This window comes from Geobacillus sp. YF-1 (assembly GCF_052692335.1).
The window spans coordinates 2,298,667-2,312,643 of record NZ_CP199850.1 but is presented as its reverse complement, the minus strand read 5'-3'; the positions used below and the strand labels follow the sequence as shown (position 1 = coordinate 2,312,643).

General features: G+C 55.9%; 14 protein-coding genes. 11 read left to right on the top strand and 3 right to left on the bottom strand.

The window, feature by feature from the left end:
* The first annotated feature begins 78 nt into the window (after positions 1-78).
* Positions 79-897 (top strand): sporulation transcription factor Spo0A, encoded by an 819-nt coding sequence (gene spo0A / locus ACTVIM_RS11450; protein ID WP_172418799.1) that lies wholly within the window; start codon positions 79-81, stop codon positions 895-897.
* A 369-nt stretch (positions 898-1,266) separates the two neighbouring features.
* On the opposite strand, the gene ACTVIM_RS11445 is transcribed toward spo0A, so the two are convergent.
* Complete coding sequence (locus tag ACTVIM_RS11445; protein ID WP_445612674.1) at positions 1,267-1,419, bottom strand: YycC family protein; 153 nt, start codon at positions 1,417-1,419, stop codon at positions 1,267-1,269.
* A gap of 107 nt (positions 1,420-1,526) precedes the next feature.
* Here ACTVIM_RS11445 and ACTVIM_RS11440 point away from each other — a divergent pair, with 107 nt between their 5' ends.
* Complete coding sequence (locus ACTVIM_RS11440; RefSeq protein ID WP_445612673.1) at positions 1,527-2,255, top strand: glycerophosphodiester phosphodiesterase; 729 nt, start codon at positions 1,527-1,529, stop codon at positions 2,253-2,255.
* 89 nt (positions 2,256-2,344) lie between these two features.
* Here the strand turns inward: ACTVIM_RS11440 and ACTVIM_RS11435 are convergent, their stop codons facing one another.
* Complete coding sequence (locus tag ACTVIM_RS11435) at positions 2,345-2,602, bottom strand: DUF2627 domain-containing protein (protein WP_445612672.1); 258 nt, start codon at positions 2,600-2,602, stop codon at positions 2,345-2,347.
* 138 nt (positions 2,603-2,740) lie between these two features.
* Here ACTVIM_RS11435 and ACTVIM_RS11430 point away from each other — a divergent pair, with 138 nt between their 5' ends.
* The 9 genes from ACTVIM_RS11430 to ACTVIM_RS11390 all read left to right on the top strand — a co-directional run bounded on the left by ACTVIM_RS11430 (position 2,741) and on the right by ACTVIM_RS11390 (position 13,561).
* A complete protein-coding gene (locus tag ACTVIM_RS11430; protein WP_445612671.1) occupies positions 2,741-4,804 on the top strand; it encodes a sigma 54-interacting transcriptional regulator in 2,064 nt (687 codons plus the stop codon).
* Positions 4,805-4,943: 139 nt separating this feature from the next.
* Positions 4,944-5,843 carry a phosphate butyryltransferase gene (yqiS, locus tag ACTVIM_RS11425; RefSeq protein WP_445612670.1) on the top strand — a complete coding sequence of 300 codons (900 nt, stop codon included), beginning with the start codon at positions 4,944-4,946 and terminating at the stop codon, positions 5,841-5,843.
* Between the two features lie 21 nt (positions 5,844-5,864).
* The gene (locus ACTVIM_RS11420; RefSeq protein WP_033009431.1) at positions 5,865-6,968 is read left to right on the top strand and encodes a leucine dehydrogenase; all 1,104 of its coding nucleotides are present in this window, start codon (positions 5,865-5,867) and stop codon (positions 6,966-6,968) included.
* A 54-nt stretch (positions 6,969-7,022) separates the two neighbouring features.
* Complete coding sequence (gene buk / locus ACTVIM_RS11415; RefSeq protein ID WP_445612669.1) at positions 7,023-8,135, top strand: butyrate kinase; 1,113 nt, start codon at positions 7,023-7,025, stop codon at positions 8,133-8,135.
* Positions 8,136-8,165: 30 nt separating this feature from the next.
* A complete protein-coding gene (gene lpdA, locus ACTVIM_RS11410) occupies positions 8,166-9,587 on the top strand; it encodes a dihydrolipoyl dehydrogenase (protein WP_445612668.1) in 1,422 nt (473 codons plus the stop codon).
* A 292-nt stretch (positions 9,588-9,879) separates the two neighbouring features.
* A complete protein-coding gene (locus ACTVIM_RS11405; protein ID WP_445612667.1) occupies positions 9,880-10,875 on the top strand; it encodes a thiamine pyrophosphate-dependent dehydrogenase E1 component subunit alpha in 996 nt (331 codons plus the stop codon).
* Between the two features lie 13 nt (positions 10,876-10,888).
* Positions 10,889-11,872: an alpha-ketoacid dehydrogenase subunit beta gene (locus tag ACTVIM_RS11400; RefSeq protein ID WP_021322378.1), complete on the top strand. Its 984-nt coding sequence runs from the start codon at positions 10,889-10,891 to the stop codon at positions 11,870-11,872.
* Positions 11,873-12,023: 151 nt separating this feature from the next.
* Positions 12,024-13,376: a dihydrolipoamide acetyltransferase family protein gene (locus ACTVIM_RS11395; RefSeq protein WP_445612666.1), complete on the top strand. Its 1,353-nt coding sequence runs from the start codon at positions 12,024-12,026 to the stop codon at positions 13,374-13,376.
* A 41-nt stretch (positions 13,377-13,417) separates the two neighbouring features.
* A complete protein-coding gene (locus ACTVIM_RS11390) occupies positions 13,418-13,561 on the top strand; it encodes a hypothetical protein (protein WP_445612665.1) in 144 nt (47 codons plus the stop codon).
* A gap of 51 nt (positions 13,562-13,612) precedes the next feature.
* On the opposite strand, the gene ACTVIM_RS11385 is transcribed toward ACTVIM_RS11390, so the two are convergent.
* A complete protein-coding gene (locus ACTVIM_RS11385; protein ID WP_445612664.1) occupies positions 13,613-13,963 on the bottom strand; it encodes a hypothetical protein in 351 nt (116 codons plus the stop codon).
* Positions 13,964-13,977: the final 14 nt, after the last annotated feature.

The window sequence follows — 13,977 nt, the reverse complement described above, 5'->3', positions numbered from 1 at the left end:
ACCCGTTTTTTGTTATAATTTTATTTTCAAAAAAATAAAAGGATTTTCCGCTGTTGTTGTCGAATGTACGTTAACGGAATGCTACATAGCAACAAAATGCGGGGGAGGACGATTCATTTGAGCATTAAAGTGTGCATTGCCGACGATAACCGGGAACTGGTGACATTGCTTGATGAATATATTTCCAGTCAACCGGACATGGAAGTGATTGGAACGGCATACAACGGCCAAGAATGCTTGCGCATGCTGGAGGAAAAACGGCCTGACATGTTGCTTCTCGACATCATTATGCCGCATTTGGACGGGTTGGCGGTGCTCGAGAAAATTCGCACCCATTTCGAACATCAGCCGAACGTAATTATGCTGACGGCGTTCGGGCAAGAGGACGTCACGAAAAAGGCGGTGGAACTTGGCGCCTCCTATTTCATTTTAAAGCCATTTGATATGGAAAACTTGGTCCATCATATCCGGCAAATTCACGGCAAAACGACGCCGATCGTCAAAAAGCCGCTGTCAGCGTACCAAACGCGCGACAATAAGCCGAAAAACTTGGACGCGAGCATTACGAGCATCATTCATGAAATCGGCGTTCCGGCCCATATTAAAGGCTATTTGTATTTGCGTGAAGCGATCGCGATGGTGTATCACGATATCGAACTGCTCGGCTCCATTACGAAAGTGTTGTATCCGGACATCGCCAAAAAATACAATACGACCGCCAGCCGCGTTGAACGCGCCATCCGTCACGCGATTGAAGTCGCTTGGAGCCGCGGCAACCTCGAATCGATTTCCTCGCTCTTTGGCTATACGGTGAGCGTTTCGAAAGCCAAGCCGACCAACTCGGAATTCATCGCCATGGTGGCCGATAAGCTGCGGCTTGAGCATAAGGCGTCGTGAGCGACGAGGGGAAAACGGCGCGGCATCGTCAAGGCGCCCCGTCCGTGGGGGCGCCTTTTCTTGCAGAGGAACCGACTATGTTTTCGCCCATCGTTGCCCGAGCGGATTGCAAACGTACAGAACCGGCCCGAGGAACCGAATGTGTTTTTGCTCATCGCGTTGTCCGAGCGGATCGCAAACGTACAGAACCGGCCCGAGGAACCGAATGTGTTTTTGCTCATCGTTGCCCGAGCGGATCGCAAACGTACAGAACCGGCCCGAGGAACCGAATGCGTTTTTTGCCCATCGTTGCCCAAGCCGAGCCGCTGCACCGCCGCTTGGTGGCAGGCCTACGCGGCACCGCCGGCTTCGTTTGGAAGAGCGAAACGGTTAGGAGGAACCGGATCGTTTTTCTTTTTGCTCCCATTCACGCAGTTTGTTTATGAGAATGTGCGGCGGCATATGCATGATCTGCTCGATCGGCACGCCGAGCGCCTTGGCCAACTTTTGCGCCGTTTCCAGCGAAATTCGTAATGGCTGCATCATCTCACCTCATTCGTTCATATGTATGACAATAGTATAACGGATCACTGCTCGTTTCGGCCAGCTTGTTGGCTGACGGGCGAACGAATGCGAAAGGAAGGAAACGAATGACCTTGATTTTTGCCCATCGGGGAGCGGCAGGCACACACCCGGAAAATACGATGGTGGCGTTTATCGAGGCGGCAAACGTGGGAGCGGACGGCATTGAACTCGATGTGCAGCTCACCAAGGACGGCGAAGTGGTCGTCATTCACGATGAAACGGTCGACCGAACGACGGACGGAAGCGGCTGGGTGAAAGACATGACGTACCGCGAACTGCGGGCGCTGAACGCGGCGGCGACATGGCGGGGGCGGTATGGTCATTGCCCCATTCCTCATTTGGAAGAAGTGTTGGCGTGGTTGGCGCCCACTCCGCTGGCCGTCAACATCGAGTTGAAAAACAGCTTGATCGCTTACGAAAAGCTCGAGCAAAAAACGATCGCCCTCGTGCGCCGCTACGGGCTTGAGAAGCGGACGATTTTGTCATCGTTCAACCATAACAGCATGCGCCTTTGTCGAGAGCTGGCTCCCGACATGGAGACGGCGCTTTTGTCGATCGACCCGCTCCATGATCCATGGACGTATGTGCGAGTCATGAAAGCGGATGGCTTGCATCCTCATTATCGAACCGTCACGGCGAAATGGGCGGCGGAAGCGCGGCGGCGCGGGGTGGCGGTGCGCCCGTTTACGGTGAATAAGCGAAACGCGATGAAAACGATGTTTTCCTACGGCGTTGACGCCATCTTCACCGACTACCCGCAACAGGCGAAGCAATGGAAAGAGGAAACGCCTTGACTCGATGCGCGCGGCCATCCGGGCGGCTATTTGCAAAGCAGCAAGCGAGAGAGGAAACGCCTTGACCGAAGAGGTAAGGCGTTTTTTTTTCAGCTCTCCGAACGAGTGTTGCGGCGGCGCTGGAAACGCGTCTGCACTTTGTTCCGCTTTCGGTCATGATGCAATACAAATCCGCCGATAAACGCCAGTCCGGCGGCAAACAGCAAAAATCCTGCGAAAAATTGCAGCCATAAAAGCGCGAACGGCGGATCGCTGATGCCGAACAACGCATCGCGCATCCATTTAATGCCAAGCGCCGCGCCAAGGCCAGGAATGACTAAAATCAACAGCGCCATGATTCGCTCCATCGCGATCGCATTCCTTTCCGACAAAATGGACTTTATCGATTATCATAACGGTTATCCCCGATTTGTCAAGGAAAGAGGAAATCAAGTATGATAAAAGTGTCTGCAAAAATTGACATATAGCGAAGTGTGGTGGAGCGAATGAAGAACGTTGTGATCGTCGGGGCCGATGCGCGCGGAACATCGCTGCTGAAGCTGCTTCATGAAGCGTCGGGGTTTGAGGTGAAGGCGGTCGTCGATGTCGATGAAAACGCTCCGGGGCTGCAGCTGGCGAAAAAGTGGGGCATCGCCGCGGCCAGCGACTGGCGGCCGTGGTTGAGAGAGCCGCTCGATTTGATTATTGAAACAACGGGGAGAGCCGAGGTGCTTGAGGAGATTCGTGACTTGGCGCCAAACGGGGTGAACATCGTCCCAAGCGCCGTTGCCCGCATGATGGCGGAGTTGGTCGAAGAGAAAGAAGCGTTGATCGCCAAGCTGAAAAGCGAAGCAGCCCGGCGCGCCCTCATCTTTCATTCGTCCCATGACGGCATGATCGTTGTCGATGAATATGGGTACGTCACCGATATGAACGAAAGCGCCGCGGAGTTGCTCGCGCTTGACAAACAGGAAGCGATTGGCAAGCACATCCTCACCGTTTTGCCGTCGAGCGGGCTGCCGCGTGTTCTGAAAACCCGGCAAACGGAGTTTCACCAAGAAGTCGAGCTTCCCAATGGCAAAAAATTAATCACGACCCGCATGCCGATCATCGATGACAGCGGCCAACTGTTTGGGGCGCTCGCCGTATTGAAAGACGTCACTGAACTTGTCGCCTTAGCCGAGGAAATTACCGATTTAAAGGAAGTTCGGATGATGCTTGAAGCGATCATTCATTCATCGGAAGAAGCGATTTCCGTGGTCGATGAGAACGGAAACGGCATTTTGATCAATCCGGCCTACACGAGGCTTACCGGTTTGAAGGAAGAAGATGTGATCGGCAAGCCGGCGACCGCCGATATTGCCGAGGGCGAAAGCATGCATATGCAAGTATTGAAAACGCGCCGCCCGGTGCGCGGGGCGCGCATGAAAGTCGGCCCCAAAAATCGGGACGTCATCGTCAATGTCGCGCCGATTATCGTCGATGGCGTCTTGAAAGGAAGTGTTGGCGTCATCCATGATGTCTCGGAAATTCAGCGGCTGACGGCGGAGCTCAACCGGGCGCGGCAAATTATCCGCAATCTTGAGGCGAAATATTCGTTTGCCGATATTATCGGCGAGTCGGAAGAAATGAAAGTGGCGATTGAGCAAGCCAAGCTGGCGGCGAAAACGCCGGCAACGATTTTATTGCGCGGGGAATCGGGGACCGGCAAAGAGCTGTTCGCCCACGCCATTCATAACGCCAGCGATCGAAAGTATAACAAGTTTATCCGTGTGAATTGCGCCGCCATTCCGGAAACATTATTAGAAAGCGAACTGTTTGGCTACGAGGAAGGAGCGTTTTCCGGGGCGCGGCGCGGCGGCAAGCGCGGGCTGTTTGAAGAAGCGAACAACGGCAGCATTTTTCTTGACGAAATTGGTGAATTATCAGCGAGCACGCAAGCGAAGCTGCTTCGCGTTTTGCAGGAGCGGGAAATCGTTCGCGTCGGCGGGACGAAGCCGATTCCGATCAACGTCCGCGTCATCGCCGCGACCAACGTCAATCTGGAAAAAGCGATCGCTGCTGGCGCGTTTCGCGAAGATTTATACTATCGGCTCAACCGGATGCCGATTTCCATTCCGCCGCTGCGCGCCCGCAAGGAAGATATTCCGGCCCTTTGCCGACATTTGATCCAGAAGCTGAACCAAGATTACGGGCGCAATGTCGAAGGGGTGACGGACGAAGCGATGGCGCAGCTGTTGGCCTATGATTGGCCGGGCAATGTCCGGGAGCTCGAAAATGTGCTTGGCCGGGCGATGATTTTCATGAAATTTCATGAGGTGATGATTGACGTCCTTCATTTGCCGCCGTTGACAGCGCCGTCCTCCTCTCCTTCATTCGACGGCGAAAGCGAAGAAGAATTGCGTCCGCTCGATGAAATGGTGGCGCGCTATGAGGCGCGGCTGCTCGAACAGGCGCTCCGCCGCCATGGCGGCAACAAAACGGCGACTGCCCGAGCGCTTGGCATTTCGGTGCGCAATTTATACTATAAGTTGGAAAAATACGGACTTGATAAAAAAAGCATGCAATAATTTTCGTAGTAAGAAAAAAGTTGCACATACCAATGAAGGAAAAATGGTTTGTTTAAAGCGCTTTCATTGTTTTGGTGTTGGCATAGTTTTTGCATAGATTATCGTGCAGCACGATAGGCAAAAAAGGTTGGTGTAGACGATGAAGCTCGAATCGTTAATCGAAGAGGCAAGCCGGCGCCAGAGCCAAACGGTGGCGGTGGCGGCGGCGGAGGACGAAGAAGTGATCGAGGCGGTGGCGATGGCGCTACAACATCGCCTTGGCCGGTTTGTGCTTTACGGAGATCGCGACCGGATCGCCCGATTGTTGAGGGAAAAGGGGTGCGCCCGCTTTCCCGATGTGGAGATCGTTCATGCGAATTCGGTCGGGCAAGCGGCGGAGCTGGCCGTGCGCGCCGTCCATTTGAACGAGGCCGATGCGTTGATGAAAGGGCATGTGCCGACAGCGACACTGCTGAAAGCCGTCTTGAACAAAGAGTACGGACTGCGCACCGGAAAGGTGTTGTCCCATGTCGCGGTGTTTGACGTGCCGGCGTTTGACCGGCTTGTCATCGTCACCGATGCGGCGATGAACATCGCCCCCGATTTGGAACAAAAGGTGCAAATTGTGAACAACGCCGTCATCATCGCGCGTTCCATCGGCATCGAGCGCCCGAAAGTCGCGGCGCTGGCAGCGGTGGAGACGGTCAATCCCGCCATGCCGGCAACGCTTGATGCCGCCGCGCTCGCGATCATGCAAAAGCGGGGGCAAATCGGCGATTGTTTGCTTGACGGGCCGCTTGCGTTAGACAACGCGGTGTCGATGGCGGCAGCGAAACATAAGCGGATTGAAAGCGATGTGGCCGGACAGGCGGACATTTTGCTTGTGCCGGACATTGAATCCGGCAACATGCTGTACAAGTCGCTCGTCTATTTTGCCAAAGCCAACGTCGGGGCCGTCATCGCCGGGGCGAAGGCGCCGATCGTTTTGACATCGCGCGCCGACTCGGCCGAAAGCAAATTGTATTCGCTCGCCCTTGCCATCTGTTCAGCAGCGAAATAAAAAAGAGGGAGGCCATCTGAGATGGAATTGTTCAAATATATGGAAACATACGATTATGAGCAAGTGCTGTTTTGCCAAGATAAAGAGTCAGGGCTGAAAGCGATCATCGCCATTCATGACACGACGCTCGGCCCGGCGCTCGGCGGGACGCGCATGTGGATGTACAATTCGGAAGAAGAAGCGCTTGAAGACGCGTTGCGCCTCGCGCGCGGCATGACGTACAAAAACGCGGCCGCCGGGTTGAATCTTGGTGGGGGCAAGACGGTCATCATCGGCGACCCGCGCAAAGATAAAAACGAGGCGATGTTCCGTGCGTTCGGCCGCTTCATTCAAGGGTTGAACGGCCGCTACATTACGGCGGAAGACGTCGGCACGACCGTCGCCGATATGGACATCATCTATCAAGAAACCGACTATGTCACCGGCATTTCGCCGGAATTCGGCTCATCCGGCAACCCGTCGCCGGCCACCGCTTACGGTGTGTATCGCGGGATGAAAGCGGCGGCGAAAGAAGCGTTCGGCAGCGATTCACTCGAAGGAAAAGTCGTCGCCGTCCAAGGCGTCGGCAATGTCGCTTACCATCTGTGCCGCCATTTGCATGAAGAAGGAGCGAAACTCATCGTTACCGACATCAACAAGGAAGCGGTGGCGCGCGCGGTCGAGGAATTTGGGGCGAAAGCGGTCGACCCGAACGACATTTACGGTGTGGAGTGCGACATTTTCGCCCCGTGCGCGCTCGGCGGCATTATCAACGACCAAACGATTCCGCAGCTGAAGGCGAAGGTGATCGCCGGCTCGGCGAACAACCAGCTGAAAGAGCCGCGTCACGGCGACATCATTCACGAGATGGGGATCGTGTACGCTCCGGATTATGTGATCAACGCCGGCGGTGTCATCAATGTCGCCGATGAGCTGTACGGCTACAACCGCGAGCGGGCGATGAAAAAAATCGAGCAAATTTATGACAACATCGAAAAAGTGTTCGCGATCGCCAAGCGCGACAACATTCCAACGTACGTGGCGGCTGACCGGATGGCCGAAGAGCGGATTGAAACGATGCGCAAAGCGCGCAGCCAGTTTTTGCAAAACGGCCATCATATTTTAAGCCGCCGCCGCGCCCGCTGAAGGCGGGAAGGGGCGGCTTGCCGCCCCGCGGCGGTCAACGGAGGGACAGCAACGATGCAAGAGCGGAAGTTTCGCATTTTAACGATCAACCCAGGCTCGACTTCAACGAAGATCGGCGTTTTTGAAAACGAACGGCCATTGCTGGAAAAAACGATCCGCCATGAGGCGAACGTGCTTCGGCGATATCAAACGATCGCCGACCAGTATGAGTTCCGCAAGCAAACGATTTTGCAAGCGCTCGATGAAGAAGGGATCAATTTATCGAAGTTGAGCGCTGTCTGCGGCCGCGGCGGGCTCCTCCGCCCGATTGAAGGCGGAACGTACCGCGTCAATGAGGCGATGCTTGACGATTTGCGGCGCGGGTATTCCGGCCAGCACGCCTCCAACCTCGGCGGCATTTTGGCGCATGAAATCGCCTCAGCGCTCAACATTCCGGCGTTTATCGTCGACCCGGTCGTCGTCGACGAACTCGAGCCGCTCGCCCGGATCAGCGGGTTTCCGCTCATTGAGCGGCGCAGCATTTTCCACGCGCTCAACCAAAAAGCGGTCGCGCGCCGCGTCGCCCGCCAGCTTGGCAAACGGTATGACGAACTCAACTTGATCGTCGCTCATATGGGCGGCGGGATTACGGTTGGCGCCCACAAGCAAGGAAGGGTAGTGGATGTCAACAACGGCCTTGACGGCGAAGGCCCGTTCAGCCCAGAGCGCGCCGGGACGGTGCCGGCTGGCGATTTGGTCGCTTTATGCTTCTCGGGCGAATACTACCGTGAGGAAGTGATGCGCATGCTCGTCGGCCAAGGCGGGCTTGTCGGCTACCTCGGCACGAACGATGCCGTCAAAGTGGAAGCGATGATCGAAGCAGGAGACGAACGGGCGAAGCTCGTCTATGAGGCGATGGCGTACCAGGTGGCGAAAGAAATCGGGGCGGCGAGCGCCGTGCTTGCCGGCAAAGTCGACGCCATCATTTTGACCGGGGGACTGGCGTACGGCAAATCGTTTGTCGAACAGATCACCCGCCGCGTCCAATGGATCGCCGATGTCATCGTCCATCCGGGCGAAAACGAGCTGCAGGCGTTAGCGGAAGGGGCGCTTCGCGTCTTGCGCGGCGAGGAAAAAGAAAAAACGTATCTCGGTGAAGCGGCTGCGCCGGCTTCGGCCCGGCGCTGAGGCAGCAACGGACAGAAAGGGGAACACGAAATGGCAAACGAATACGATGTCGTCATTCTCGGCGGGGGTACGGGCGGCTATGTAGCGGCGATTCGCGCCTCGCAGCTCGGGTTGAAAACGGCCGTTGTGGAAAAAGGGAAGCTTGGCGGCACATGCCTGCATGCCGGCTGCATTCCGTCCAAAGCGTTGCTTCGCAGTGCGGAAGTGTACGCGCAAACGAAAAACGGTGAGGCGTTTGGCGTCATCGCCGGCGACGTGCGCCTCGATTTCGCCAAAGTGCAGGCGCGCAAGGCAGCGATTGTTGAGCAGCTCCACAAAGGCGTGCAACATTTGATGAAAAAAGGGAAAATCGATGTATACCCCGGCACTGGACGTTTGCTCGGCCCATCCATTTTCTCGCCGCTCGCTGGGACGGTGTCGGTCGAAATGAACGATGGCAGCGAAAACGAAATGCTCGTTCCGAAGTTTGTCGTCATCGCCACCGGTTCGCGTCCGCGCACGCTGCCGGGGCTGGAGCCGGACGGCGAATTCGTGATGACGTCCGATGAAGCGCTGCAAATGGCGACGCTCCCGTCATCCATCTTGATCGTCGGCGGCGGCGTGATCGGCATGGAATGGGCATCGATGCTCAACGATTTCGGCGTGGATGTCACCGTGCTTGAGTATGCCGACCGCATTTTGCCGACCGAAGATGAAGACGTGTCAAAAGAAATGGAAAAACTGCTCCGCCGCCGCGGCGTCCACATCGTCACCGGAGCGAAAGTGCTGCCGGAAACGCTCAAGAAAGGAAACGGCGTCACGATCGAAGCAGAGCATCAAGGCGAGCGGAAAACGTTCGCGGCCGACAAAATGCTCGTTTCCGTTGGGCGGCAGGCGAACATTGAAGGAATCGGCCTCGAAAACACCGAGATTGTCGTCGAGAAGGGGTATATTCAAACGAACGAATTCGGCCAAACGAAAGAATCGCACATTTACGCGATCGGCGATGTCATCGGCGGCTTGCAGCTCGCCCATGTCGCCGCCCATGAAGGGATCGTCGCCATTGAACATTTAGCCGGGCGCAACCCAGCGCCGATTGACTATACGATGGTGCCCCGCTGTATTTACACCCGTCCGGAAGCGGCGGCGGTCGGCTTAACCGAGCAAGAGGCGAAAGCGAAAGGCTATGACGTCAAAGTCGGCAAATTTCCGTTTCAAGCCATTGGCAAGGCGCTAGTGTTCGGTGAGGCGGAAGGGTTTGTCAAATTCGTCGCCGACCGGAACACCGACGACTTGCTTGGCGTCCATATGGTCGGGCCGCACGTGACCGATTTGATTTCCGAAGCCGGGCTCGCCCGCGTGCTCGATGCGGCTCCGTGGGAAGTGGCCCATGCGATCCATCCGCACCCGACGCTTTCGGAAGCCTTGGCGGAAGCGGCGCTGGCCGTCGATGGCCGGGCGATTCACTTTTAACTGTCATTTTTGCGAAGGCTGCGCCGTTGCAAGGATACCGGCTGCGCCCGTTTGCGATGCACTTTAACTGTCATTTGCGAAGGCGCGTTTTTGCTGGACAGCGGTCAGCGAACCAAGCGGCGCACGTGAGAGGGGAAAGAAGCAAAAGCACCGCCGCTCACTGCTCGTTCGGCGGACGGGCATCCGTTGCGGAAAAGCTCCCCTCTCCCGTTTGGGTGGGCTGAAAAAGGCAAGATTCGCAAGCTCATCGGCGGAACTGGCAAACGATTTTCATTTAAGGGAGGTTGTTCCGATGGCGCAAAATCGTCATCAAGCGCTCGGATTAAGCGATGACACTGTGTTGCAAATGTACGAAACGATGCTTCTCGCCCGCAAACTCGATGAGCGGATGTGGCTGTTAAACCGCGCCGGGAAAATTCCGTTCGTCATCTCGTGCCAAGGGCAGGAAGCGGCGCAAGTCGGCGCGGCGTTCGCTCTTGACCGGACGAAAGATTACGTCCTGCCGTACTATCGCGATATGGGCGTCGTGTTGACGTTCGGCATGACGCCGACGGAATTGATGTTGGCCGCGTTTGCCAAAGCGGAAGACCCGAACTCCGGCGGCCGGCAAATGCCGGGCCATTTCGGGCAAAAGAAAAACCGGATCGTCACCGGCTCCTCGCCTGTCACAACGCAAGTGCCGCATGCGGTTGGCTTTGCCTTGGCGGCGAAAATGGAAAAGAAAGATTTTGTCGCCTTCGTCACGTTCGGCGAAGGATCGTCAAACCAAGGCGATTTCCATGAAGGGGCGAACTTTGCCGGCGTTCACAAGCTTCCGGTCATCTTTATGTGCGAAAACAACAAGTACGCCATTTCCGTGCCGATTTCCAAACAATTGGCGTGCGAAAACGTATCGGACCGCGCCGTTGGCTACGGCATGCCGGGCTATACGGTTGACGGCACCGATCCGCTCGAAGTGTACCGCGTCGTCAAGGAAGCGGCCGACCGCGCCCGCCGCGGCGAAGGGCCGACGCTCATCGAAGCGGTGACATACCGCCTGACGTCGCACTCGTCGGACGACGACCATCGCGTCTACCGGACGGAAGAAGAGCTCGCCGAAGCGCGCGCCAAAGACCCGATCGTCTCGTTTGCCAACTATTTAAAAGAAACGGGTGTCTTAACGGATGCGTTGGAAGAAGACATTCAAGCGCGCGTCATGAAACAAGTAAACGAAGCGACCGACTACGCAGAAAAAGCGCCGTACGCCGAGCCGGAACATGCGCTTCGCTACGTGTATGCCGAGGAGTAAGGGGGAATGGACGATGCCTGTGATTTCCTATATTGATGCCGTGACGATGGCGATTCGTGAAGAAATGGAACGCGACCCGCGCGTGTTTGTATTAGGGGAAGACGTCGGCCGGAAAGGCGGGGTGTTCAAAGCGACGCAAGGATTGTACGAGCAGTTCGGCGAAGAGCGCGTCATCGACACGCCGCTCGCCGAATCGGCGATCGTCGGCGTCGGCATCGGCGCGGCGATGTACGGCCTGCGTCCGATTGCCGAAATTCAGTTTGCCGATTTCATCATGCCGGCAGTCAACCAAATTATTTCTGAAGCGGCGCGCATCCGCTACCGCTCGAACAACGACTGGAACTGCCCGATCGTCATCCGCGCTCCGTACGGCGGTGGGGTGCATGGCGCCCTGTACCACTCGCAGTCGGTGGAAGCGATTTTTGCCAATCAGCCGGGGCTAAAAATCGTCATGCCGTCGACGCCGTACGATGTGAAAGGTCTGCTCAAAGCGGCCATTCGCGACGAAGATCCGGTGCTCTTTTTCGAGCATAAACGCGCCTACCGCCTCATTAAAGGGGAAGTGCCGGAGGATGATTATGTACTGCCGATCGGCAAGGCGGACGTCAAGCGTGAAGGCGAGGACATCACCGTCATCACGTACGGGCTGTGCGTCCATTTCGCCTTGCAGGCGGCCGAACGCGTCGCCCAAGACGGCATTTCCGTCCATCTGCTCGATTTGCGCACCGTCTACCCGCTCGATAAAGAAGCGATCATCGAAGCGGCGAGCAAAACCGGAAAAGTGCTGCTCATTACCGAAGACAATAAAGAAGGCAGCGTCATGAGCGAAGTCGCCGCCATTATTGCGGAACATTGCCTGTTTGACCTCGACGCGCCGATTATGCGCCTCGCTGGTCCGGACGTTCCGGCGATGCCGTACGCGCCGACGATGGAAAAGTTCTTTATGGTCAACCCGGAAAAAGTGGAAAAAGCGATGCGTGAACTGGCGGCGTTTTAACAGACGAACGAAAGGCGTCTCCGGCCTTTCGGCAGCGGGAAAGCGCGGGATGTCGGCCAAAGTGCATCCGGCCAAAATGGTCCGAAGCCAACCGTAGGCGGCTGGGGACGTCACGGCAAAGACATTGCAACAGAGATAGGAGGGTATCGATGTGGCCATCGAACAATTGACGATGCCTCAGCTCGGGGAGAGCGTCACCGAAGGCACGATCAGCAAATGGCTCGTTTCCCCGGGCGACAAAGTGAACAAATACGATCCGGTCGCCGAAGTGATCACCGATAAAGTGAGCGCGGAAATTCCGTCGTCGTTTGCCGGCGTCATTCGCGAATTGATCGCCAACGAAGGAGAAACGCTTCCGGTCGGCGCGCCGATTTGCACGATCGAAGTCGAAGGCGCCGCGCCAAGCTCGGAAGCGAAGCCGGCGGACGAAGCGCCGAAAGAAGCGTCGAAAGCGGAAGACAACGCGAAGCCAGCGGCGCCGAAAAAGGCCGGCCGGGCCAACAACGGCCGTTACTCCCCGGCCGTGCTCCGCTTGGCGCAAGAACACGGCATTGACCTCGAACAAGTCGAAGGCACCGGCCTTGGCGGGCGGGTGACGCGCAAAGATTTGCTGAAGCTGATTGAGTCCGGCCAAATTCCGAAAGCGGGAGCGGCACCGGCGGAACAAGCGACGCCAAAAGCCGAGCCGCGAACGGAACAGCCGACTCCGGCCGCCGCAACCGTTCAACCGTCTGCCGCGGCCGCACAAACAGCACCAGTGACAGCGCCGCCGAAGCCAGCGCCGCCAACGATCGAAGCGGGAGCGGGCGACGTCGAAATTCCGGTCACCCCGGTGCGCAAAGCGATCGCCGCCAACATGCTCCGCAGCAAACACGAAGCGCCGCACGCGTGGACGATGGTCGAAGTCGATGTCACCGACCTTGTCGCCTACCGCGATGCGATCAAAGACGAGTTCAAGCGGCGTGAAGGCTTCAATTTGACGTATTTCGCCTTCTTCGTCAAAGCGGTCGCCCAAGCGCTGAAAGAATTCCCGCAGCTGAACTCCGTTTGGGCCGGCGATAAAATCATTCAGCGCAAAGACATCAACATCTCGATCGCCGTCGCGACCGACGATGCGTTGTTCGTTCCCGTCATCAAGCACGCCGACGAAAAAACGATCAAAGGCATCGCCCGCGAAATCGCCGAACTAGCGGCGAAAACGCGCGCCGGCCAACTTCGTCCGGAAGACATGCAAGGCGGCACGTTCACCGTCAACAACACCGGCGCGTTCGGCTCCGTGCAGTCGATGGGCATTATCAACTACCCGCAAGCGGCCATTTTGCAAGTCGAAACGATCGTCAAACGCCCGGTCGTCAAAAACGGCATGATCGCCATCCGCGACATGGTCAACTTATGCTTGTCGCTTGACCACCGCGTCTTGGACGGCTTGATTTGCGGCCGCTTCCTCGCCCGCGTCAAAGCAATTTTGGAAAACATGAACAAAGACAACACACCGATTTATTGACGTTTCCCCCATCGCCATCGGTTGGCGGTGGGGGTTTTGGCATGGCGCGATTTTTATCCTCTCCTGAAGGGAAATTGATCGTTGATGAAAAACAAAATAAAGTTAAGCGCCACCATGAGAAAGGAGAAAAGGATAATTTAGACATATCACTATCCGACATGGAGAAACAGCTAACCAAACAATAATCAATAAAAAAACGAAGGAATAAAGCATCGTTTTGCTTTATTTCTTCGTTTTTATTCACGATATCCCTTACCGATTACTTTCATTTTATCTTTAGACACATAAACACTAATATCTCCTAACACATCGCTTCTTTTAGAACTAAAAGTGACCACATAGACTTCTTTTCCATCATAATTTGGATCAGTTAATGAACCATTTCGTTTCGTTACCACCCTTTCGTCTACATTAGCGTCTCTCCAATCTCCATTAATTTCCTTCTTTTCCGAAACTGATAATGAATCATAAGCAGCTTGAATGATAGATAAGTTAGGATGGTTTGCATTGCTCGAATTGCTTGAATTGCAGCTGACAAAAACCAACGTGATTGACCATAACAACAGGATCACAATAATTTTCTTCAATTTTATAACTCCCC